We start from the raw sequence: 22,483 nt of genomic DNA on the forward strand, positions 1-22,483 counted from the left end.
GATCACCTCAGGATCGCTTCCTGGGCCCTTCGCCCTTCAAAGGCGTAGAAGGCCGCGGGCACCACGAAGAGGGTGAGGAGGGTAGAGGAAAGAAGCCCCCCCAGGATGATCACCCCTAGAGGCCTGCGGTACTCCGCCCCTTCCCCGGTGCCCAGGAGCAGGGGCAGGCTGATGATGAGCACGGTGAGGGTGGTCATGAGGATGGGCCTCAAGCGGAGCCGGGCTGCCTCCACCAGGGCTTCCCTTAAGGGCTTTTCCCGCATGCGCTGCACGGCGAAGTCCAGGAGGAGGATGGCGTTTTTGGTGACCAGACCGATGAGCATCACCACCCCCAGCACGCTGATCACGTCCAGGCCGGTTCCCAAAAGGTAGGTGAGCCAGAAGGCCCCCACCAGGGCTAAGGGAACGGGGAGGAGGAGGTAAAGGGGGTAGCGCCAGGCGTTGAACTGGCTGGCGATGACCAGGTAGTTGAGCACCAGGGCCAGGGCGAAGGCCAGGGGGGCCAGCCTGGCCAGCTCCTCGGTGAAGCTTCCCAGACCCGTGGCCAGAAGCTCCACCCCACCATCCAAAAGCCCCTTTTCCTTAAACTCCGCCTGAAGCTCCTGTTGGATCTGGAAGCTTCCGGGGGCATCGGGCTTCAGGTTGATGTTGATGCCGGCGGCGTAGGCTTGGTTGCGCCTCGAGATCAGGGTGGGCCCCGGCCGCTCCACGAACCGCCCCAGGCTTCCCAGGGGCAGGAAGGCTCCCTGGGCAGGGGCGTAGATGGGCAGGGAGAGGAGGTCGGACTCGCCCCCGAGGCGTAGGGGATCCACCTGGACCACGATGGCCAGTTCCTCGCCGCCCCTCCTGGCGGTGGCCGCCTGGCTGCCCGAGAGGTAAAGGCGCAGGGTCTGGGCCACGTCGAGGGGGGTGAGGCCGGTGCCGGAAAGCCGGGCAGGATCCGGCACGAAGACCCGTTCCCGCTGGGTGGCCTCGAGGGTGTTCTTCACGTTGAGGACATAGGGTTTTCCCGCAATCAGCTGGGTGATCTCCCTCACCCGCTCCTCCAAAAGGGCCCGGTCGGGGCTGGTGACGAAAAACTGCAGGTCCGCATCCCCGGCCTCGGGGCCGGTCTGGGCCAGGACCCGCAGGTCGGCCCCAGGGAAGTCCTTAAGGGCCTCCCGTCCTTGGCGGTTGAAGACCTCGGTGAGGGTGAAGATGTCCTGGCGCTCGTTCTTGGGTTTCAGGACGATCTGGAGCTGCACCCGGCTGGGGTCCCCCACCTGGGCCCCGCCGGTGGCGCTGGCCCCCACGGTGGTGACCACCCGCTTCACCGCCGGGTGGGAGAGGAAGTAGGCCTCGAGGGCCCTTGCCGCCCGGTCGGAGACCGCCAGGGGGGTGTCCTTGGGGAGGAGGAGGGTGGCCGTGAGAATCCCCGTGTCCGAGCGGGGGACGAAGTTGAAGGGGATCCTGGGCAGGATGGGGAAGAGGGAGAGGAAGGCCAGGGTGGCGAGGCCCAGGACCACCCAAGGCCGCCTTAGGACCTGGCCAAGGCTTCGGGCGTAGGCCTCGGTGAGGCGGTGCATCAAGGCCTCGGAGCTGGCGTGGAGGAGGTGGGTGAGGGCTCCCGCCAGGTCCAGGAAAAAGCGGCCCAGGTAGCGCCCGAGGCCGAGGAGGGCGGGGTACAGGGGAAGGAGGAGAAGCCAAAGGGGCCCCTGCCGGTAGAGGAGGAAGGCGGCCAGGGCTCCGAGGAGAAGGCCCACTGGGGTGCGGAAGCCCCTTCGGTAAGCGAAGCGGAGGTCCTGAGGCAGGAGGCGTAGGGCCAGGAGGGCTTCCTTGGGGCTTGGGGGCTCGGGGTCCGGGAAGTAGGCCAGGCGCACGGTGAGGAAGAGGAGGGCCTCCAGCCAGCTCACGGCGATGGCGGCGGCCATCCCAAGGCCGAACTGCTGGAAGATCTGGCCGATGATGCCCGGGAGGAAGCTGATGGGGAGGAATACCGCGAGAAGGCTCAGGGTGGCGGCGGCCACCGCCACGGAAACCTCGCTGGCTCCCTTCAGCACCGCTTCCTTGAGGCCGTACCCCATGCGCCGGTAGCGGTCGATGTTCTCCGCCACCACGATGGAGTCGTCCACCACGATGCCCACCGCCACGGTGAGGGCGAGGAGGCTGATCAGGTTGTAGGTGAAGCCCAGAAGGCCGAAGAGGAGGATGGCTCCGGAGAGGGTGATGGGGATGGCCAGGATCACGGAGAAGACGGAGTTCAGCTTCCCCAAGAAGACCAGCACCACCAAGGACACCGCCAAGGCAGCCAGGAAGGCCTCCCGCACCGTGTCCAAAACGGCGGCCCGGATAAAGCCGGTGGAGTCCAGGGCGATCTCCGCCCGGTAGCCTGCGGGGAGTTTGGTTTCCGCTAGGGTCTTTTTGACCCCGTCCGCCACGGCCACGGCGTTGGAGTCGGGGGTCTTCACCACCGCCAGGAGGACGGCGGGGCGGCCGTTCAGGCGGTTTAGGGTGCTGGGCTCCTCCGCCCGTTCCTCCACCCGGGCCACGTCGCGGATCCTGAGGCCCCGGGAGGGATCCAGGACCAAATAAGCCACCTCCTCGGCGGTGGCAGGGGTGTTGCGCAGGGTGTAGACCAGGCGCTTTTCCCCCTCGGTGAGGCTTCCCAAGGGCAGGTTCAGGGCCGAGGTGGAAAGCGCCTGCACCACCTGGCCGGGGGCTACCCCTAAGGCCTCGAGGCGGCTTGGGTCCAGGTAGACCCGGATGGCCCGCTTGGGCGCCCCGGTGAGGCGGATGTCCGCCACCCCCGGCACCAGCTGGAGGCGGGGCTTTAGGGTTCGCTCGGCGTAGCGCAACACCTGGGAGAGATCCTCCCCGGGCGCCTCCAGGGCCACGTAGAGGATGGGGCTTGCCGAGGGGTCAAACTTCTGCACCACGGGGGGCGAGGCATCCTTGGGAAGCAGGGCCCGGGCGGCGGCCACCTTCTGGCTCACCTCCACCGCTACCCGGTCCACGTCCACCCCTTGCTGGAACTGGACAAAGACCAGGCTGAAGCCCTCGGTGGAGCTGCTTCCGATGGTGTCCACCCCGCTTAGGGTGGAAAGGGCGTCCTCGAGGGGTTTGGATACTTGCTCCGCCACCTCCTCGGGACCGGCCCCGGGGTAGCTGGTGGAAACCGCCACCACGGGCACGCTGAAGCGGGGCAGGAGCTCCACCCCAAGTCCAAGGCCCAGGAGGAGCCCCACCAGCACGAGCCCCACGAAGATGGCCGTGGCGAAGACGAACCGCTCCACGAAGAAGGCCACCAGGGGGTTGGTCCTCACCGAACCACCTCCACGGGATCCCCATCCTTGAGGCCCACGGGCACGGGATGGATGACCTCGGCACCCTCGTCAAGGCCCTCCACCGCCGCTTGTCCGCCTTCTTGGGCGAGAAGGCGCACGGGGGTTTTTCTCGCCTTCCCCTCCTTCACCTGGTAGACCAGGGTTTCCCCCTCCTGGACCTGGAGGCTCGTTGCGGGGATGAGGAAGCCTTCGGCCAGCTTCACCCGGTAGCGCACCTCGGCGGGACCCGGGAGCAGGGTGTCTTCCGGCTTCAGGACCACCTCCACCAGGCGGGTCTGTCCCGGGAGGTCCGTCTTGCGCAGGAGGCGTGCCCGTACCTCCCGCCCGTTTTGCCTGAGGAGGAAGGGTGTTTCTGGAGTGAGGGCGCTGGCTTGGTCGGGAGGGAGGTAGACCTTGGCCAAAAGGCGGTCCGTGGTGGCCAACCGGAAGGCCCGGTTTCCCGTTCCCACGAACTCCCCTTCCCTTACGAAGACCTCCACCACCTCCCCGGCGAAGGGGGCCCGCACCGTGTTTTCCTTGAGGTTCCTTTCCGCCTGGCGCACCTGGAGCCGGGCGGCCTCCACCTGAAGCTCAAGAAGCCGGAGGTCCTCTCCCCGCTCCAGGCGGGATAGGGCCTCGAGGGCGTTCTGGTAGTTGCTTTCCGCTTGGCGGTACTGGGCCTCGAGGGCCTTGAGGTCCAATGGGGCCAAGGCCCCCGCCGAAAGCAAGGCCTGGCCTTCCTCGTAGCGCTTCTTGGCCGCCTGAAGCTGGGCTTCTGCCGCCTGGAGCTGGGCCTTGAGGGTGGCCCGGTTTCCCGCAAGCTGGTTTCGGGCGCGCTCCAGGTTGGCCTCGGCTTGTTTTAGGTTAAGCCTGGCGGCTTCCAGGGCCTCCTGGAAGGGAGCGGGGTCCAGGTAGACCACCCCTTCCCCCGCCTGCACCCGGGTGCCGGCGGGAAGGGTTCGCAGGACCCGGCCGGAGGCGCCTGCCGCCACCAGGCTGTCCTTTTCCGCCTGCAAGGTGGCGGAGGCCCGCACCTCCCGCTCCAGGATTCCAGACTGGGCCCGCACGGTGCGCACCTCCGTGGCCAGGGTAGGGCTGGGAGGGGCCTCGGGGGCTTTGGCCTCCTTGGGGGCGCAGGCGCTCAGGAGGATGAGGCTTAGGGCAAGGCTTGCCATCGGGCGCATGGTTTCCTCCTTAGCGGCTCGCCAGAAGGCTGTAGTAAGCCTTCAAGTAGGCATGCTTGGCCTGCTCCAGGGAAAGCGCCGCCTGCTTGAGGGCGAGTTCCTGTTGTAGAAGGCCTAACCGGCTGGTGAGGCCGGCCTGGAACCGCTTCTCCTCGGCGCGGTAGCGCTCCTGGGCTGCCCGGTAAGCTTCCTCCGCCGTTTTCACCCCTTGCAGGAGGGGGGATAGCTGGCGGTACCTGGCCTCCAGTCCTACCCTTAAGGAACGCTCCAGGTTGGCCAGGTTGGCCTCGAGGGTTTGGATCTGGTCCTCCAGGGCCTCGATCTCCTTCCTTGGGACGAAGCTTTCGTCCAAGAGACCCCGCTGGAAGCGGAGAAGGGCCAGGGACTGCTTCAGCTGCAGGAGGTCGGTGTGCTCCTGAAGAAGGGTTTCCACCGGCTTCTCCTCGGGGAGGGCTGGCAGCTCCTTGACGCCTTCCGGCTTCCAATCCCCCACCAGGTTCGCCAAGGCGGCCAGGGCGGTATCCCGTCCCCTTTGGGCCAGCTCCAGGTTCTTCCTGGCCTCCAGAAGCCGGTTTTGCGCCTCCAGGAGGTCCAGGCTGGTGGCCCCGCCTCCCTTGAGGCGGATCTCCGTGGCCTTGAGTCCCAGCTCGGCCACCTCCACCGCCTTTTCCGCCAGATCCACCTGCAGGAGGGCTTCATAGGCCTGGGTGTAGGCGGAAACGATCTCGCTTTCCGTCTGGGCCAGGGCCCGTTTGAACCTGGCCTCGGCCAGATCCCTGGCCTGGCGCGCTTGCAACTCGGCCAAGGCCGTGCGCAAGGGGTCCTGGAGGGTGCGGGCGAGGTCTTTTTGCTTGGTTTGGTAGTCCAAGCGGGCCGTGACCACCGCCGCCACCTCCGGTGCCTTTTTCAGGGCCTCGGGGAGGGGCTGGGCTAAGCCAGGAGCCAGAAGCACGAGTAAGGCTAGGGCGCTTTTTCTCATGGGGTCACCTCCGGTAGGAGTTCGCCGTAGAACTGGTAAAGCTCCATCCACTTGGTTCTCAGGTCGCTTTCCGCCTGGGCCAGGGCCAGTTCCGCCTGGGCAAGGGAAAGCTCCGCCTGCAACAGGGCCAGGGGGCTTTCCAGGCCCAGTTCCAGGCGCTTTTTCGTTTCCGCCAGGGTCCTTTCCTGGGCCTCGAGGCGGAGGCGGGCTAGCTCCAGGGACGTCCTCAGGGTTTTCAGGGAGTTATTCAGGGTCTCTTCCTGAAGCCGGGCTTGTCTTTCGGCTGCCTTTAGGGCTTCCTCCGCCCCCCGCACCTGGGCCTCTGCGGCCTCCAGGGCGGCGAAAAGACCCGGGGAGAGGGTGAGGGAAAAGGAGAGCCTCATTTCCTCCAGGGTGCGGTAGCTACCCCCTCCGGGTAGGCTGGTGGGCCTTTGCGCGGGATCCTGCCGGGTGTAGGCCAGGGTGGGTTGCAGGGTCCGGCTGGAAAGGCTCAGGGCCAGGGTGTCGTTCCCGCTCGGGTAGAGGAGGTAGCTGGCCTTGACCTCGGGGAAGAGGGTGCGGAGGGCGCTCATGTGGGCGATCCTGGCTTCCTCCAGGCTCAGGCGGGCTTCCTCCAGGGAGAGGGGCGTGGTGCCTTGGGGTGGGGGGATCTCGGGAAGGGGCTTGGTGAGGTCTACCAGCCCCTCCGCTCCCTTCCTGGCCAGTTCCACGTTCCTCTGGGCCTCCAGGAGGCGGTTTTCCGCTTCCTTCAGGGCAAGTTCCGCCTCCCTGAGCTCCTTGGGGTTGGCCTGGCGTTTCCGAGCTGCCTCCAGGGCTGCCTGGGCCAGTTCCACTCCCTTTTGCGCCACCTTTTCCCCCAAGAGGGCCAGCTGGTAGCGTCCGTATGCGGCCACCGCCTGGGTTTGCAGGGCAGTAAGGACCTTGCGGTAGCCGAGTTCCGCTCTTCGGTAGGCGATCCGGGCCCGTTCCAGGCTGTCCTGCACGTCCCCGAAGGGGAATGGAGTAAGGACCAGGGCCAGGGTGAGGCTACCCCCAGTGGAGGGCAGGCTTTGGCAGAGGGAGGGAGGAGTGCACTCGTATCCCAAGCGGGCGTAGTTTCCCTGCACATTGAGGGCTAAGGGAGAAGCCTGGGCCTCGAGGGCCTTGGCGGCAGCCTGCAAGAGGGCCTGGGCCTGCCGGGCCAGGGGGTGGTCCTTGAGGGGACTCAGCGCCCCCTGGGCCAATGCGGGGAGGAGAAAGAGGAGGAGGGCGAGGGCTTTAGCCACCTTCCACCTCCGTGAGCTTGCGCAGGAGGTCGCGGAAAAGGAGGAGCTCCTTTGGGCTGAGCCGGGCCAGGTGCTGCCCGTAGGCCTGAAGCCAGGCTTCCTGTAGGCGCTTGTGCACGGCCTCCCCCTTGGGGGTGAGGCGCAGGAGCACCCTGCGGCGGTCCTCGGGGTCGGGCTGGCGCCTCAGGAGGCCAGCTTCCTCCAAGGAGGCAAGGAGGTGGGAAACCTGGGAGGGAAGGACCTCGAGGTGTTCCGCCAGGCGGGAGGGAAGCTGGATCCCCTCCTTCACCAGGCGGAGTACCTCCGCCTGGAGGAGGGAGAGGCCTTCTTGGGCAAAGGTTTCCTTGGCCCGGGCGAGGAGAAGGCGCATCAAGGCATACCCTAGCCGCGAGAGCTCCTCCACCAGGGGAGCAGGGGGACCCTTCATACTCTTCAACTATACATGCAAATCAAGGAAAAACAAGGGCGTGCCCCACATGGCCCCATGGTGTAGAATGGCGAAAGGTGATATGGACAGACCTCCCAGTCGGTGGTTCTTCTTCCTGCCCTTCGGTTCCCTAGCCCTGGCCCAGTCCCAAGCCCCAAGCCCTGGGGACCTCTTTCTTTTGGTCCTTCTCTTGGCCCTTTCCGCCTTCTTCTCCGCCAGCGAAACCGCCTTCACCACCCTATATCCCTGGAAGGTGCGGGAGCTGGCGGAAACCCAGGGGGGGCCCTTCCGGCTTCTCTCCCAGGACATCACCCGTTTCCTCACCACCATCCTGGTGGGGAACAACCTGGTGAACATCGCCGCCACCGCTTTGGTGACGGACCTGGCCACCCGGGCCTTCGGCTCGGCCGGCGTGGGCCTGGCCACGGGGCTCATGACCTTTCTCATCCTGTTTTTCGGGGAGATCACCCCCAAGTCCATCGCTGTTCATCACGCCGTACCCTTGGCCCGGGTAGCTGCCTGGCCCATCTATCTCTTTTCCATCCTGCTTTATCCGGTGGGCCGCTTCTTCAGCCTGGTTTCGGGTTTCTTCTTGAGGGTGCTGGGCCTGGAGCCCCGGGATACCCCCCTGGTGTCCGAGCGAGAGCTCAAGCTCATCCTGGCGGGGGCGGAGGAGTCCGGAATCATAGAGGCCCAAGAGGAGGAGATGATCCACTCCATCCTGGAGCTGGAGGAAACCCCGGTGCGGGAGATCATGACCCCCCGGGTGGAGATGGTGGCCATCGAGGCGGAGGCCAGCCTGGAGGAGTTCCTCCACCTCTTCCGCGAGCACCGCTACAGCCGGGTTCCCGTCTACAAGGAAAGCGTGGACCACATTGTGGGCGTGGCCTACGCCCAGGACCTCCTGGACTACTACTGCGAGGAGGACCTAAAGGGGCGCACCGTGGCCTCCATCGCCCACCCCCCTTACTTCGTGCCCGAGAACATGGACGCCTGGTCCCTCCTAAGGGAGCTACGCCGGCGGAAGGTGCACATGGCCATCGTGGTGGACGAGTTCGGGGGCACGGCGGGCCTGGTCACCTTGGAGGACGTGATGGAGGAGATCGTGGGGGAGATCTACGACGAGACCGACGAGCCGGAGGACCTGGCCATTCGCAGGCTTCCCGACGGCTCCTTTTCCATCCAGGCCCAGACCCCCGTGGACGAGGTTTCCGAGGTCTTGGGAGTGGAGCTTCCCGAAGGAGAGTACGACACCCTTTCCGGCTTCCTCTACGAGCAGTTCGGCCGCATCCCCGGCGTGGGGGAAAGCGTGGAGTGGCAGGGGTTTCGCTTCGTGGTGGAAAGCGCCGACCAGCGCCGGATAGAAAGGGTGCGGGTGGAGAGGTTGGTGGAGCATGGAGAGGGTTAGGGCCATCCTCGAGGCCCATGTGGAGCGGGCCTACGCTCCTTACTCCGGGTTTCCCGTGGTGGCTATGGTGGAGGCGGAAGGGGAAAGCTTCCTTGGGGTCAACGTGGAAAACGCCTCCTTCCCCCTTTCCCAGTGTGCGGAACGGAATGCGGTGGCCGCCATGGTGCTTTCGGGGAAGAGGCGCATTGACCGGGTGCACATCTATAGCCCCAAGGGGCCCATCCCCCCGTGCGGGGGGTGCCGCCAAGTCCTCTTGGAGTTTGGCAGCCCCGAAACCGAGGTGGTGTTGCATGGTCCCGAGGGGTATGTGGTGAAGACCCTGGGGGAACTCTTACCCTGGGGCTTTAGGCTCTAGAGGGAAAGGACGAGGCTTTGGCGGAGGAAGCCTGGGACCTCGAGGGTGAGTTCCAGCCTTCCAGAGCCCCGTTCCAAGCCTGGCCTGAAGCCCGTCACCTGAAGCCGGCCCTCGCCCCGGGCGGGCAGATCCACCTGTACCCGGAAGCTTTGGCCCAGGAGGACCAAGCTTCCTTCCACCTTGAGGGGAAGGGGGTTGGGGTTTTCCAGGAAGAAGTTCACCCCCACCCGGCGGACCCTTGGGGGCTCCAGGGGGAAGGCCAGCCGGGTGCGGAAGAAGGTGAGGCTTTGGCCCAGGGTGCGGCCTTCCAAGGCCACCGCCACCCCCTCCCGGGAGAGGAGGGCCTGGGCTGTGGCCAAGGCCTCCTTGGGGGTGAGCCGTACCAGGAGCACCTCCTCCTTCCTTCCGGGGGGTAGGGTTAGGTCCAGGGGCACCGCCACCTCCCCCACCCTGAGCCGGGTGCCAAAGGTGGCCAGGGGCAGGGGGAAGGGGTTGGGGTTTTGGAACTCCACCCTTACCCCCAGGAGGAGGGCGGGTTCCGGGCTCACTTCCAGGCCCCGCAGCTCGGCTCCCAGGAAGCGGGCCTCGGGGGTCAGGGTCTGGGGAGCGCAGGCGGCCAAAAGGCCCAGGGTCAAGAGGTCTAAAAGAATTCTCACAGGAGCCATCCTTCCTCCTTGAGGGCTTCCAAGACGGGCCGAAACTCCTTCCAGATAGGGCTTTCCTGGGGATAGGGAGGCCTTGGGTAACCGGCGGGTAGGCCCAGGTGCCTCATGGCCTGCTTGAGGAGGGGTACCCCACCCCTGGAAAGAAGGTTCCCCAAGGGGAATAGCCGTTTTTGCAGGGCCTGGGCTTCGCTTAGGCGGCCGGTCCGGAAGGCCTCCAGGAGGGACCGGTAGGCCCTGGGGGCCAGGTTGGCCGCCGCCAGGATGCCTCCTTCGGCTCCCAGGGCCAAAGCCCCCAGGAAGGTGGGGGCGTGGCCGGTATAGACTTGGAAGTCCTTCAGGCGGGCTTGGTAAAAGGCCAGGCGGGACAGGTCGCCGCTGGAGTCCTTGATTCCCGTGATCCCGGGGTGTTGGGCCAGGGTTTCCACCGCGGAAAGGGGCAGGTCCACCTTGGTGTTCTGGGGCACGTGGTAGAGGAAGATGGGCATCCTTTCCGCCAGGGCTTTGTAGTAGGCCACGAGCCCCTCGCCGAGGCTTGCGTGGTAGTAGCGGGGAGGCGTGGCCAGAAGGGCCATGGCGCCTGCTTCCTGGGCCTCGAGGAGGGCCCGTTCCGCCTGGGGCACGGTTTCCTCCATGAGGCCCACCAGGAAAGGCTTCCGGGGTTTTAGGGCCCGAAGCCCCCTGGCCCGTTCCTCCGGGGTCAGGTGGACGCCTTCCCCGTTGGAGCCGTAGATGAGAAGCCCGTCCACCAGAGGTTCCAGGGCTTCCGCCAGTTCCCGAAAGGCCTCCGTGTCCAGGCGGCCCTCCCGGTCAAATGGGGTGGGGATGGGGGGAAGGATCATGAATGCCTCCTTAGACCCAGTACCAGCAGAAGAAGGTGAAGCCCATAGGCCAGGATTAGGAAAGAGGGTCCCTGGCCCTTTAGGAGGGCTAAAAGCCCGTAGGCGGCAAAGAGGAGGAGCGCCAGGCCGAACCCACTGGAGAAGCCGAGGCTTCCGGGTACCAAGACCCGCACCAGAAGGCCCCAGGGGGGGGGCACAGGCGTCCTCCTTCGCGGCAGCAGGAAGGTGAGGAGATGGTAGAGGAGAAGGAGCCAGAAGCCGGCGAAAACCCAGGGTCTTAGCCTTTCCGGGAGGGGGGTATCCAGCTGCATGAATCTCCGGAAGGGATCTTCCTGAAGGCGCACAAGCTCCACCTGGAGGAGGGTTAGGTAGAGGGTGCGCAGGGTGGGACCCGGCTCCCTGGCCCCCCAGGGATCCTGCCCCAGTTGGAGGGCTGTGCGGATGGGCCCCTCGAGGGGAGCCTGGCGGTAAGCCTGGGCCAAGGAGGCCTCATCCCCCCTGAGGGCCAGGGCGAAGGGTAAGGAGGCTTCCCGCAGGAGGCCTTGGGCCTCCTTGGGGGCCTCCGAAAGGAGGGCGTAGCCCAGAAGGGCCTTGACCTCGGGGGTGGGGGGCAGGGTGCGGAGCCAGTCCTGGGCTTTTTGGGTACGGAGGGTGCCTTGGTCCAAGGGGGGGGCGAAAAGCTCTTTTCGCACCTGGGCGTCCAGTCCCTGAAGGAGGAAGCCCAGGCTGAGGGCTAGGAAGAGGGCCAGGGCCAACACCCGTTCCCCCAGGCTGGCGTAGGCCAGGTGAAGGTGCCGAAGGCGCAGGAGGGGGTGCCGCCAGAACCCGCCCAGGTAGCCACCGATGGGCCTCAGGTCCTTTAGCTGGGCGGGCAGGTAGTAGAGCAAGAGGTAGAGCATGAGGCCCAGGTAGGCCAGGCCCAGGGTCCAGAGGGCCATGGGAAGCAGGGAAAGCCTGGGGGGAAGCCAGGTGCGCAGGATCTTTCCCGCCTCGAAGAAGGTCAGAGCCTGGGCAGGGTGGCCTTGGGCCTCGAGGTATTGGGCAGTACCTTGGAAAAAAGCCAAGGAACCTGGGAAGAGAGGGGTGTAGCGGAGGAGGGCCTTGGCCAGGAGAAGGGCCTTTTCGGGGTCCTTCTCCTGCAGAAGGCGGGAGGCCTCCGCCATGCGGGCCACCCCCGGTTGGCCGAAGAAGAGTTCCGGCCTATGGCCCCGGGCCAGGAGGTCCTGGCCGTAGGCCTCGAGGTCCTCCGGGGTGAGGGTGGTGGGGTCCAGGGTCCAGTAGGCATAGTAGGGCCAGGGCTTTGGGGGGTTGAGAGCTTCCAGGAGGGAGCCCAGGACCTTTAGGTCCTCCTCCTTGCCTTCAAAGGGCACCCGGGGGAAGGGGATGGGCAGGACCCAGTCCCCCTCGAGGAGGGCTTCAGGGCCTGGCCTGAGGGCCAGGATGCGGGCCGGGGCAAAGTGGAAGGAGAAGGTTTTCTCCTTCGCGCTGGTTTCAACTACCAAAAGCCCCTGGGCCACGTACACCTTATCCCCTTGGACCAAAGGTCCCAGCCAACCCCCCGGGGGTAGGGGCAGGAGGCCCCAGGGGAGCTTGAGCCCTTCCCGGGTCAGCTCGGGGGTGGCGGGAGCCAGGGCGATGAAGCGGGCTTCCAGGGCACCGGCGGGCAGGGAAAGGCGGATGCGGTACTCCCCGGGGACCTTGGGGTGTAGCTCCAGCTGGAACCTTCCCTTCTGGGCCTCCACCTCCAAGGTTTCTTGTCCCTCGGGACCCTCCAGCACCATGGGGAAGCGCCCCTCGGGCAGGTCCCGCCCCTCCAGGACCATGGACCTTCCCGCCTGGACTTCCTTCGGGACCACCAGGCTTTGGCCTAAAACCGGGAGTCCCAGGGCCAAGAGGAAGCCGATGGCCCGGGTCAGGAACGCGCGCATGGGGTTATTCTACAGGCATGGGTCTACTGGACATGATCGGCCCGGTGATGGTGGGGCCTTCCTCCAGCCACACCGCCGGGGCTTGCCGCCTGGCCCTTCTGGCCCGGCACCTTTTGGGGGAAAGGCCCAGGCGGGTGGAGTTTGGCCTGCACGGCTCCTTTGCCAAGACGGGAAAGGGCCACGGCACCCACCTGGCCCTGGTGGCGGGGGTTTTGGGCTTTACCCCCGACGACGAAAGGCTTAAGGAAAGCCTTTCCCTGGCGGAGAAGGAAGGCCTCGAGGTGGCCTTCAAGGCAGTGGAGCTAGGGGATGTGCATCCCAACACCGTGCGCATGGTCCTGGAGGGGGAGAAGGAGCGCATCACCGTGACGGGAAGCTCCCTGGGAGGCGGGTTGGTGCGCATCTTTGACCTGGATGGCTTCGAGGTGCGCATCACCGGAGCCGCCCCCACCCTGGTGATCCGCAACGTGGACACCCCGGGGGTGGTGGCCCGGGTGGCCCGCATCCTGGCCGATGACGAGGTGAATATCGCCTACCTCACGGTGAGCCGCAAGAAGCGGGGCGGGGAGGCCATGATGAGCCTCGAGGTGGACCGTCCCCTTCCCGAGGTCCCCTTGAGGTACCTGGAGCACCTCTCCTACATCCTCTGGGTGCGGCAGATCCCCCCGGTTATGGACTAAAGCTCCTTGGCCGAGGGGAGTTCCAGGCGCAAACACGCCCCGCCCAAGGGGGTTTTGCAGGTCAGAAGCCTCCCCCCGTGGGCCTCGGCCACCCGCTTGGCGGTGTAGAGGCCAAGCCCCGCGCTTCCCCGGTTCGGGCCTCCTTGGCGGAAGGGCTGGGCCAGGGCTTCCAGGGGCAGGGGAAGCCCTTCCCCGTCGTCCTCCACCTGCAAGGCCCCTTCCTCCACCCGGATGCGCACCTGGGTTTTGGCGTGCCGCAGGGCGTTGTCCAGAAGGTTGGCCAGGGCCCTTTCCAAAAGGAGCCGCTCCCCCCGGGCGAGACCCACCCCCTCCACCGTGAGGCCAAGCCCCCGCCTTCCCGCTTCCTCCCGGTAACGCAGAAGGAGATCCTCGGCCAAGGCCCTTAGGTTCAGGGTTTCCCGCTGGGGGGTGCGGGCCTCCAGGCGGGAGAGGGCCAGGAGGTTTTCCACGAGAAGGTGGGCCTGGAAGAGCTCCCCCCTCAAGGCCAGAAGGAGTTCCACCCGCTTCTCCCGTCCCAGGTGGTCCGCCCTTTCCAGGTACTCCAGGGCCCGGATGGCGGAAAGCAGGGGGGTTTTCAGGTCGTGGGCCAGGGCCCCGTAGAAGGCTTCCCGGGCCTCCATAAGGCGCTGGAGGCGTTGAAGAAGCTCCCCGAAGCGGGCGCGGAGCAGGGTGATCTCCATGGGGGGAGGCTCCTTGGGGGCGGGTAGCCTGAGCGCGTTCACCGGGCCCTCCTTGACGGAGAGGTAGGCCAGGGCGCGGGTGAGCTCCTCGAGGGGCCTGAGGAGGCTTCGGGCCAGGAAGTACCCCACCGCCCCAGAAACCAGGGCGATGAGAAGAAGCCAAAGCACCAAGGGCAGCCAGGGACCCTCCCCCATGAGGCCCAGGGTGAGGGCCAGGACCAGGTTGGGCAGAAAAGCCAGAAGGGCGATAACCAGGGCGAGCCTTGCCCTAAGACTCATCCCGCCCCGCCGAGAGCACCGCCAGGAAGGCCTCCTGGGGCACCTCCACCTTGCCGATGGCCTTGAGCCGCTTCTTCCCCTCCTTTTGCTTTTCCAGAAGCTTCTTCTTCCGGGTTACATCCCCGCCGTAGCACTTGGCCAGCACATCCTTGCGCAGGGCCTTCACCGTGGCCCGGGCGATGATCTTGCCCCCGATGGCCGCCTGGATGGGCACCTCAAAAAGCTGACGGGGGATGACCTCCGCCAGCTTGTCCACGATGGCCCGGGCCATGGCGTAGGCCTTGTCCCGGTGGGCGATGAAGGTGAGGGCGTCCACGGGCTCCCCGTGCACCAGCACGTTGACCTTGACTAGGTCCCCAGGCTGGTAACCGATCTGCTCGTAGTCCATGGAGGCGTAGCCCCGGGAAAGGCTTTTCAGGCGGTCGTGGAAGTCGTAGAGGATCTCGGCAAAGGGCACCTCGTAGACCAGCTCTACCCGCTTGGTTTCCCCGGGAAGGTAGGTCATGTTCACCAGACGGCCCCGTTTTTCCTGGACGAGTTGCATGATGGCCCCCACGTATTCCTCGGGGGTAAAGACGGTGAGCTTCACGTAGGGCTCGAGGATCTCCTCGATCTTTGTGGGGTCGGGGAGGTCGGCGGGGTTTAGCACCTCCACCTCTTCCCCGTTTTTCAGGCGCACCCTGTAGACCACGCTGGGGGCGGTGGCGATGAGCTCCAGGCCGAACTCCCGCTCCAGGCGCTCCTGCACGATTTCCGCATGGAGAAGCCCCAGGAAGCCGCAGCGGAAACCGAAGCCCAAGGCGGTGGAGGTTTCCGGTTCAAAGGAAAGGGCGGCGTCGTTGAGCTTAAGTTTTTCCAGGGCGTCCCGTAGCTTGTTATAGTCTCCGGAGTCCACCGGGTAGAGCCCGGCGAAGACCACGGGCTTGGCGGGACGGAAGCCAGGATAAGGGGCCTCGGTGGGCCTATGGGCATGGGTGATGGTATCCCCCACCTGCACGTCGTGGATGTCCCGGATGGCGGCCACCAGCCAGCCCACCTCCCCGGCGGTGAGCTCCTCCACGGGGATGAGCCCCTGGGGGGTGAAGATCCCCACCTTGTCCACGGTGAACTCCTTGCCGGTGGAGTAGATGCGAATCCGGTCCCCCGGGCGCACCCGGCCCTCAAAGAGGCGGAGGTAGGGGATGACCCCCTGGTAGGCGTCGTAAAGGGAGTCGAAGATGAGGGCCTTAAGGGGAGCTTCCGGGTCGCCCTTGGGGGGTGGGATGCGCTTTACGATGGCCTCGAGGATCTCCCCCACGCCTTCCCCCGTCTTCCCCGAGGCGAAGATGGCCTCGTCGGCGGGAAGGCCCAGCACCTCCTCCACCTCGAGGGCTACCTCCAGGGGCCTGGCGTTGGGAAGGTCGATCTTGTTGATGACGGGGATCATCACATGGCCGTGTTCCAGGGCCATGTAGAACTTGGCCAGGGTTTCCGCCTCCACTCCTTGGCTGGCGTCCACCACCAGAAGGACTCCTTCCACTGCCGCCAAGGCCCGGGATACCTCGTAGGTGAAGTCCACGTGGCCCGGGGTGTCGATCAGGTTGAAGATATAGGTTTCCCCGTCCTTGGCCCGGTACTCCACCCGCACGGCGCTGGCCTTGATGGTGATGCCCCGCTCGCGCTCCAGCTCCAGGGAGTCCAGAAACTGCTCCCGCATCTCCCGCTCGCTCACCGCATGGGTCAGCTGCAGGATGCGGTCGGCCAGGGTGGACTTCCCGTGGTCCACATGGGCGATGATGGAGAAGTTGCGGATGCGCTTGTCATCCATCCTTCTCATCGTCCAGGGTGGAGGGGGCAAAGTCAAGCTCGCCTGGTGGTTTGGACGGTCCGGGTAGAATGCGGCATGTCCCCTGAGATCTGGCCGGGGCTGGTCCGCCTGTACTGGCGCCTGGCCCTGATTCCTTTGGTGTGGATCCCGGTGGTGGTGCTTTATGGGGGCCGGGTGATGTACGCTGCCACGCTTCTATACTGGTTAAGCCTTCCCGTGGCCTACATCCTGGGCAGGGTCACGGGCATGGGGCGCCTGGCCGTGGCCCTGCACCTGGGGGTGGCCCTATTCACTGCCCTCATGAGCCTGGTGGCCTCACCGGAGGCGGCGGTCACGGGGCTTTCCGGGGAGGATTGGCGGCTTGGGGTCATGGCCTTCTTTACCGTAGGCGCCTACGCCTTTGCCGCCTTTGCTGGCTGGCCCGGGCTTTGGCTGGCCTTGGCCTATGTCCTCCTCGCCCCCTGGCCCCAGGAGGAAACCCCGTTTCTGGTGGCGGCGGGGGGGCTTTTGGCCAGCATAGCGGGCCTCAGCGTGGCGGCCATGATCCGTCGCCTTCAGGCTTTGCAAAGCCTCATCCAGAGCGAGGCCCTCACCGACCCCCTCACGGGCCTGGCCAACCGCCGCTCCCTGGAGCGGGAGTTTCCCCGGCTCCAGGCCCTGGCCGCCCGGGAGGGGCTTTCCCTGGTCCTTTCCCTCTGGGACCTGGACGACCTGAAGGCGGTGAACGACCGGGAGGGGCATAAGGCGGGGGATGCCCATCTGGTCCGCTTCGCCAGGGTCCTGCGGGAGGAGACCCGGGAAGGGGATGCCCTTTACCGGGTGGGCGGGGACGAGTTCGTGGGCCTGCACCTGGGCTTAAGGGATGGAGCCTCCCTGGAGGCGCGGGTCCATGCCCGTTTCCCCTCGGTTTCCGTGGGCTTCAGCCAGGTGGAGGGAAAGGAGCTGGTGCAGGCCCTCGAGGCGGCCGATGGGCTCCTGTACCGGAAGAAGGGGAGATGAGGCCCCTTGCCCCGGGGTTTTGGACCGGGTAAACTTTTGCCGAGGGTTCCCGTGGACCTGGAGAAATCCGTTCGGGAGCTGGCCCAGCGCTTTGCCCGGGAGCGCATCCTGCCCCAGGCCAGGCATCTGGACCAGGATGCCCGGTTTCCCTGGCCCCTGTTTCGGGAGGCGGCAGGGCTTGGTTTTCCGGTACTGGTGGTCCCGGAGGAGCTGGGCGGGGCCGGGCTTGGGCCCAGGAGCCTGGTCCTGGTGGCCGAGGAACTGGCCTACGCCTGCACCGGGGTGGCGGCGGCCTTGCTCCTCAACAACCTGGTGGCGGATGCCCTTCTCCTCTCGGGAAGTGCCCACGCCCGAAGCTTTCTACCCCGGCTCAGGGAGGAGGTGGCCTCCTACGCCCTTACCGAGTCCCACGCGGGCTCGGATGCGGCCGCCATCCGCACCCAGGCGGAAAGGGTGCCGGGCGGATACCGCCTCCACGGACGCAAAACCTGGATCAGCCATGCCCCGGAGGCCTCCTTTTTCGTGGTCTTTGCCAAGGTGGCGGAGGGCCGGGAGGGGATCGCCGCCTTTCTGGTGGAGCGGGGGACGGGGGTGGAGGTGGGGCCTCCTTTGCCCAAGCTGGGGCAGAAGGCTTCCCCGGCGGCGGAGGTGTACCTGGACGGCGTCCTGGTGCCCGAGGAGAGCTTGATCACCCGGCAGGGATTTGCCCTGGCCATGCGGGTGTTCAACCGCTCCCGGCCCATGGTGGCGGCCTTGGCGGTGGGGCTATTGCGGAGGGCCTTGGACGAGGCCCTGGCCTACGCTGTCATGCGGGAGGCTTTCGGCAGGCCTCTTCTGGAGCACCAGGGGGTGGGGTTTAAGCTGGCGGAGATGCACATGGATCTGGAGGCCGCCCGCCTCCTCACCTTGAAGGCCGCCGAACTGGCGGAACGAGGCGAGGAGAACGCCTTGGAGGCAGCCACAGCCAAGGCCTTCGCCGCCGACGCCGCCGTGCGGGGGGTGTCGGAGGCCCTCCAGGTCTTTGGCGGAAACGGCTACAGCGAGGAGTATCCCTTGGCCAAGCTGTACCGCGATGCCAAGGTGCTCCAGATCTATGAGGGAACCTCCGAGATCCAAAGGCTCATCATCCTGCGGGAGCTGGTAAGGAGGCGGATATGGGAGAGCCCGTGATCCTCGAGGCGGTTCGCACCCCCATCGGCAAGAGGAATGGAGCCTTGCGGGAGTGGCGGCCCGATGCCCTTTACGCCCAGGTCTTGGACGCCCTCCTGGAGCGGACGGGTATCGACCCCGGATTCATCGGGGATGTGGTCACGGGTTGTGTGACCCAAACCGGGGAACAGGGGGCCAACATAGGACGGCTTGCCGTCCTCCTTTCCCGCCTACCCCAGGAGGTTCCCGCGGTAAGCCTGAACCGCATGTGCGGCTCCAGCCAGCAGGCTGTGCACTTCGCCGCCCAGGCCATCGCTGCCGGCGACCTGGACTTTGCCATTGCCGGCGGGGTGGAGAGCATGACCCGATCCCCCATGTTCTCCGATATCGGGGGAGGCTTCCACACCTTGAATCCGGCGCTTTTTCAGCGGTACGAGCTCGTCCACCAAGGGGAAAGCGCGGAGCGCATCGCAAAGAAGTATGGCCTCTGCCGGGAGGAGCTGGACGAGTGGGGCTATCTCTCCCACAGGCGGGCGGCCCGGGCCATCCAGGAGGGGCGCTTCCGTAGCCAGATCCTTCCCCTGGAGGGGGTGGATGGGGAGGGAAGGCCCTTCCTGCTGGACCGCGACGAAGGGGTGCGTTTCGACGTGGACTACGAGCGGATGCTGGCCTTGAAGCCCGTCTTCCGGGAGGACGGGGTGGTGACCGCCGGCAACTCCAGCCAGGTTTCCGACGGGGCGGCGGCCCTGCTCCTGGGGGATAGGGAAAAGGCCTTGGCCTTGGGCCTCCGCCCCCGGGCCCGTTTCCTTGCCCGGGTGGTGGTGGCGGGGGATCCCACCCTGCAACTATTGGAGGTGATCCCCGCCACCAAAAAGGCCCTGGAGAAGGCGGGGCTTTCCCTTAGGGACCTGGACGTCATCGAGATCAACGAGGCCTTCGCCAGCGTGGTTCTGGCCTTCCTGCGGGAGTTTGGCCCCGACCCGGAAAGGGTGAATCCCAACGGCGGGGCCATCGCCCACGGGCACCCCTTGGGGGCCACGGGGGCCATCCTCATGACCAAGCTTCTTTACGAGCTGGAGCGCACCGGGGGGGAGTTTGGCCTCCAGGTGATGTGCATCGGCCACGGGCAGGCCACGGCCACCATCATCCAGAGGGTCTAGGGGTGGACCATGGAAAGAAGCGCTTTGGTGACGGGTGGGGCCTCGGGGTTGGGAAGGGCTACGGCCTTGGCCTTAAGGGATAGGGGCTACAGGGTGGTGGTCTTGGACCTCAGGCGGGGAGAGGATCCGGGCCTGGATTACCTGGAAGGGGATGTGACCCGGGAGGAGGATGCTAAGCGAGCGGTGGAGCTTGCGGCCTCCCAGGCTCCCCTTTTCGCGGTGGTCAATGCCGCGGGCATCGGTTTGGCCCGCAAGGTTCTGGGGCGCGAAGGCCCCCACGACCTGGAAGGTTTCCGCAAGGTGGTGGAGGTGAACCTTATCGGCACCTTTAACGTCTTGCGCCTTGCGGCTTGGGCCATGCGGGAGAACCCTCCCGATGCCGAGGGGCAGCGGGGGGTGGTGGTGAACACCGCCAGCGTGGCGGCTTTTGAGGGCCAGGTGGGCCAGGCGGCCTACGCGGCCAGCAAGGGGGGCGTGGTGGGCCTCACCCTCCCCGTGGCCCGGGAGCTTGCGGACTGGGGCATCCGGGTGGTGACCATCGCCCCGGGCCTCTTCGATACCCCCCTCCTTCAGGGGCTTCCTGAAAAGGCCAAGGCCTCGCTGGCCGAACAGGTGCCCTTTCCCAGGCGCCTGGGCCGGCCGGAGGAGTACGCCCTATTGGTCCTCCACATCCTGGAAAACCCCATGCTGAACGGGGAGGTGATCCGCCTGGATGGTGCCTTGCGCATGGCCCCCAGGTAGGGTTCTGGATCTCACCCGGCTTCTTCCCGGGCCCTTGGCGGGCAAGCTCCTTGCGGATCTGGGCTTTCCCGTCCTCAAGGTGGAGCCCCCTCGAGGGGACCCCCTCAGGGACTGGGCCCTGGAGGCCTACCGCTTCTTGAACGGGAAAAAGGAGATCCTGACCCTGGACCTGAAGAGGAGGGAGGATCGGGAACGTTTCCTGGTCTTGGTTCCCGAGGCCGCCATCCTCCTCGAGGCCAACCGCCCCGGGGTCATGGAGCGGCTGGGCCTCGGGCCTGAGGTGCTCCTGGGGATCAACCCCCGCTTGGTCTATGCCCGGCTTCGGGGCTACCCGGATGCCCCAGACCCCGGCCACGACCTCACCTACCTGGCGGAGGCTGGGCTTCTCGGGCGCTTTCCCTGGAGCTCCTTCCAGTTCGCCGACCTGGCCGGGGCCTATGCCTTGGCCCTTACGGCCTTGAAGGGGCTGCTTCTTGGGGGTGGGGTATACGAGGTGGCCCTCTCCGAGGCGGTGAAGGCCATGGCCTATCCCCCCATTCCCTTCCTGGATGGCTCCGTCCTGTGCTATGGGATTTACCCCACCCGGGAGGGGGAGGTGGCCCTGGCGGCTTTGGAGCCCCATTTCTGGGCCCGGTTTTGCGAGGAGTCGGGCCTTATGGAGCTTCTTCCCTCGGCTTTCGATCCGGCTAGACCCGGCCTTCCACCTTACGAGCGGCTCCTGGCCTTCTTCCAAGGGAGGACCGCTCGGGAATGGGAGGCCTGGGCCCAGGAGAAGGGGATTCCCCTGCGGGCGGTGCGGGGCTAAGTGCCAACCCCTTATCATGTCAACATGGCAGCCCCTCTTCAGATCCAGCTGACCCCTGAGGAGGACCGGCTCCTGCTGGAACTCTCCCTGGACCCGAAGACCCACAAGAAAACCCGCCTCTGGGCCGCCATGGTCCGCCTGGCCGCCGAGGGCTGGACCGCCCCAAGAATCGCCCGCCACTTCCACAAAGACCGCTCCACCGTCTACCTCGTCCTCAGGCGCTTCCTGGAACAGGGCCTCCCGGGCCTCGCCTACCGCAAACCCCCAGGAGCCCCCAGGAAGTTCACCCCACAGATGGCCGCCTTCCTGGAGGAAAGGCTGGCCGAGGATAGAACCTGGACGGCCCCGCAGCTTGCGGCAGCCCTGGCCGAGCGCTTCGGGGTCCGCCTGGCCCCCAAGGTGATCTCCCGGCACCTCAGGGCCATGGGGTACGTGTGGAAGCGGACGCGGTACGTGCCTTTGGGAAGACCCACGGAGGAGGAGATGAAGGCCTTTGCGGCGGAGGAAGAGGAGGCAAAAAGGGGGCGCGGGAGGGGGGGATGGAGGTGGGATACCTGGACGAGAGCGGGTTTTCCCTGACCCTTCCTCCCACCTACTCCTGGAGTCGGAGGGGGGAGGCCAGGGGGGTGCCCCGGGCCTGGGGTTCCCGCGGGCGGGTGAACGTGGTGGGGCACCTGGTGCGGGGGAGAGAGGGGGAGCGGCTGTACTTTGCCGTTTTGGAGGGGCCGGTGCGGTGGGAGGTGGTGCGGGGGTACCTGGACGGGGTGGCGGGAGGTTTGACCAGGCCTTTGAGGGTGTTCATGGACAATGCGTCCTTTCACCGGTCGCGGGGGATGGAGGGGAGGAAGGGGGCGTGGAGGGAGCGGGGGCTTACGGTGGGATACCTGCCCCGGTACAGTCCCCATTTGAACCCCATGGAGGGTGTGTGGCGGCGGGTGAAGGGGTTTTTGATGCCTCGGCGGCACTACGGGGGGGTTGAGGAGCTTAGGGAGGCGGTGGTTCAGGCCCTCAAGGCCCTGGGGGGTGTGGAGTTGAAAATCTTGGGGGAGGGTACTTAGCGGGCGGTCCAGCCCAGGTCGATGGGGAAGACGGCCCCGGTGATGGCCGCGGCCTTTTCCGAGGCCAGGAAGAGGGCCAAGGCCACCACCTCCTCGGGTTCGATGAGGCGCTTGATGGCCGCTTGGGCTAGGAAGACCTTTTCCACCACCTCGCTTTCAGGGAGGGAAAGGGTGCGGGCTTGGTCGGCAATCTGGTTCTCCACCAGGGGGGTGCGCACGTAGGCGGGGGCGATGGCGTTCACGGTGATGCCATAGGGACCTGCCTCGAGGGCCACGGTCTTGGTGAGGCCCAAGAGGCCGTGCTTGGCGGAGATGTAGGCGGACTTGTAGGGGCTGGCCACCAGGCCGTGGATGCTGGCGATGTTGAGGATCCGCCCCCAGCCCTTGGCCTTCATTCCCGGGAGAAGGGCCTTGATGAGCTGGAAAGGGGCGGTGAGCATCACCTGGATCATCCTTTGCCAGGTTTCCAGGGGAAACTCCTCCACCGGGTCGATGTGCTGGAAGCCTGCGTTGTTCACCAGGATGTCCACGCCGTACTGGGCCGCTTGCTTCCCGAGTTCCTCCACGGCTTTGGGATCGGCCAGGTCCGCCTGCAGGAAGATCCCGCCGAGCTCCTTAGCCAAGGCCGAGGCATCTTGGAGATCGTGGACCAGGACCCTGGCTCCCTCCTGGGCGAAGGCCCGGGTCAGGGCTAGACCGATGCCGCTTGCTGCACCGGTGATCAGCACGGTTTTGGTGTTCTCCATGGGTAT

General features: G+C 66.3%; 20 protein-coding genes. 9 read left to right on the forward strand and 11 right to left on the reverse strand.

The window, feature by feature from the left end; genetic code table 11:
- Positions 1 to 2: 2 nt before the first annotated feature.
- The 5 genes from MI302_RS05160 to MI302_RS05180 are packed head-to-tail and all read right to left on the reverse strand — an operon-like array spanning position 3 to position 7,157.
- Entirely contained in the window at positions 3 to 3,302 is a 3,300-nt protein-coding gene (locus MI302_RS05160; protein ID WP_239726399.1) for an efflux RND transporter permease subunit, read from the reverse strand.
- Positions 3,299 to 4,486 (reverse strand): efflux RND transporter periplasmic adaptor subunit, encoded by a 1,188-nt coding sequence (locus MI302_RS05165; protein WP_019550086.1) that lies wholly within the window; start codon positions 4,484 to 4,486, stop codon positions 3,299 to 3,301. The genes MI302_RS05160 and MI302_RS05165 overlap by 4 nt, the downstream gene beginning before the upstream one ends.
- Before the next feature lie 10 nt (positions 4,487 to 4,496).
- Complete coding sequence (locus MI302_RS05170) at positions 4,497 to 5,465, reverse strand: TolC family protein (protein WP_015716787.1); 969 nt, start codon at positions 5,463 to 5,465, stop codon at positions 4,497 to 4,499.
- Positions 5,462 to 6,730, reverse strand: a complete 1,269-nt coding sequence (locus MI302_RS05175; RefSeq protein ID WP_239726400.1) for a TolC family protein — start codon at positions 6,728 to 6,730, stop codon at positions 5,462 to 5,464. Before MI302_RS05175 ends, MI302_RS05170 begins: the two co-directional genes overlap by 4 nt.
- Entirely contained in the window at positions 6,723 to 7,157 is a 435-nt protein-coding gene (locus tag MI302_RS05180; RefSeq protein ID WP_038029398.1) for a MarR family winged helix-turn-helix transcriptional regulator, read from the reverse strand. The genes MI302_RS05175 and MI302_RS05180 overlap by 8 nt, the downstream gene beginning before the upstream one ends.
- A gap of 82 nt (positions 7,158 to 7,239) precedes the next feature.
- On the opposite strand from MI302_RS05180, the gene MI302_RS05185 reads away from it, so the two are divergent.
- Both MI302_RS05185 and cdd read left to right on the forward strand, forming a co-directional pair.
- Complete coding sequence (locus MI302_RS05185) at positions 7,240 to 8,565, forward strand: hemolysin family protein (protein WP_239726401.1); 1,326 nt, start codon at positions 7,240 to 7,242, stop codon at positions 8,563 to 8,565.
- Positions 8,552 to 8,920: a cytidine deaminase gene (gene cdd / locus MI302_RS05190; RefSeq protein WP_239726402.1), complete on the forward strand. Its 369-nt coding sequence runs from the start codon at positions 8,552 to 8,554 to the stop codon at positions 8,918 to 8,920. The genes MI302_RS05185 and cdd overlap by 14 nt, the downstream gene beginning before the upstream one ends.
- Here cdd and MI302_RS05195 read toward each other — a convergent pair.
- The 3 genes from MI302_RS05195 to MI302_RS05205 are packed head-to-tail and all read right to left on the reverse strand — an operon-like array spanning position 8,917 to position 12,352.
- Positions 8,917 to 9,585, reverse strand: a complete 669-nt coding sequence (locus tag MI302_RS05195) for a hypothetical protein (RefSeq protein ID WP_239726403.1) — start codon at positions 9,583 to 9,585, stop codon at positions 8,917 to 8,919. The two genes, cdd and MI302_RS05195, sit on opposite strands and share 4 nt — an antisense overlap.
- Complete coding sequence (locus MI302_RS05200; protein WP_239726404.1) at positions 9,573 to 10,424, reverse strand: dihydrodipicolinate synthase family protein; 852 nt, start codon at positions 10,422 to 10,424, stop codon at positions 9,573 to 9,575. Before MI302_RS05200 ends, MI302_RS05195 begins: the two co-directional genes overlap by 13 nt.
- Positions 10,421 to 12,352 (reverse strand): hypothetical protein, encoded by a 1,932-nt coding sequence (locus tag MI302_RS05205; RefSeq protein WP_239726405.1) that lies wholly within the window; start codon positions 12,350 to 12,352, stop codon positions 10,421 to 10,423. The genes MI302_RS05200 and MI302_RS05205 overlap by 4 nt, the downstream gene beginning before the upstream one ends.
- 17 nt (positions 12,353 to 12,369) lie before the next feature.
- Between MI302_RS05205 and sdaAB the strand changes: the two genes are divergently transcribed.
- Positions 12,370 to 13,032, forward strand: coding sequence for an L-serine ammonia-lyase, iron-sulfur-dependent subunit beta (sdaAB, locus tag MI302_RS05210; RefSeq protein WP_015716795.1), 663 nt, complete (start codon positions 12,370 to 12,372; stop codon positions 13,030 to 13,032).
- Here sdaAB and MI302_RS05215 read toward each other — a convergent pair.
- Positions 13,029 to 14,012 (reverse strand): sensor histidine kinase KdpD, encoded by a 984-nt coding sequence (locus tag MI302_RS05215; protein ID WP_015716796.1) that lies wholly within the window; start codon positions 14,010 to 14,012, stop codon positions 13,029 to 13,031. The genes sdaAB and MI302_RS05215 overlap by 4 nt on opposite strands.
- Positions 14,002 to 15,828 (reverse strand): translation elongation factor 4, encoded by a 1,827-nt coding sequence (gene lepA, locus MI302_RS05220; protein WP_239726406.1) that lies wholly within the window; start codon positions 15,826 to 15,828, stop codon positions 14,002 to 14,004. The genes MI302_RS05215 and lepA overlap by 11 nt, the downstream gene beginning before the upstream one ends.
- A 66-nt stretch (positions 15,829 to 15,894) precedes the next feature.
- Between lepA and MI302_RS05225 the strand changes: the two genes are divergently transcribed.
- From MI302_RS05225 to MI302_RS05250, 6 genes are all read left to right on the forward strand, one after another.
- Positions 15,895 to 16,818 (forward strand): GGDEF domain-containing protein, encoded by a 924-nt coding sequence (locus tag MI302_RS05225; protein WP_015716798.1) that lies wholly within the window; start codon positions 15,895 to 15,897, stop codon positions 16,816 to 16,818.
- Between the two features lie 51 nt (positions 16,819 to 16,869).
- Entirely contained in the window at positions 16,870 to 17,988 is a 1,119-nt protein-coding gene (locus MI302_RS05230; RefSeq protein ID WP_239726407.1) for an acyl-CoA dehydrogenase family protein, read from the forward strand.
- Entirely contained in the window at positions 17,973 to 19,127 is a 1,155-nt protein-coding gene (locus tag MI302_RS05235) for a thiolase family protein (RefSeq protein WP_015716800.1), read from the forward strand. The genes MI302_RS05230 and MI302_RS05235 overlap by 16 nt, the downstream gene beginning before the upstream one ends.
- Before the next feature lie 9 nt (positions 19,128 to 19,136).
- Positions 19,137 to 19,868 carry a 3-hydroxyacyl-CoA dehydrogenase gene (locus MI302_RS05240; protein WP_015716801.1) on the forward strand — a complete coding sequence of 244 codons (732 nt, stop codon included), beginning with the start codon at positions 19,137 to 19,139 and terminating at the stop codon, positions 19,866 to 19,868.
- Complete coding sequence (locus MI302_RS05245) at positions 19,840 to 20,673, forward strand: CoA transferase (protein ID WP_239726408.1); 834 nt, start codon at positions 19,840 to 19,842, stop codon at positions 20,671 to 20,673. Before MI302_RS05240 ends, MI302_RS05245 begins: the two co-directional genes overlap by 29 nt.
- 24 nt (positions 20,674 to 20,697) lie before the next feature.
- A protein-coding gene (locus tag MI302_RS05250) for an IS630 family transposase (protein ID WP_239726409.1) occupies positions 20,698 to 21,731 on the forward strand; the annotation gives its coding sequence in 2 pieces (ribosomal slippage) (positions 20,698 to 21,187 and positions 21,187 to 21,731; 1,035 coding nt in all).
- On the opposite strand, the gene MI302_RS05255 is transcribed toward MI302_RS05250, so the two are convergent.
- Entirely contained in the window at positions 21,728 to 22,477 is a 750-nt protein-coding gene (locus MI302_RS05255; protein WP_015716803.1) for a 3-hydroxybutyrate dehydrogenase, read from the reverse strand. The genes MI302_RS05250 and MI302_RS05255 overlap by 4 nt on opposite strands.
- Positions 22,478 to 22,483 lie beyond the last annotated feature (6 nt).

The organism is Thermus sp. NEB1569 (genome assembly GCF_022385295.1).
Classification (GTDB): Bacteria; Deinococcota; Deinococci; order Deinococcales; family Thermaceae; genus Thermus; species Thermus scotoductus.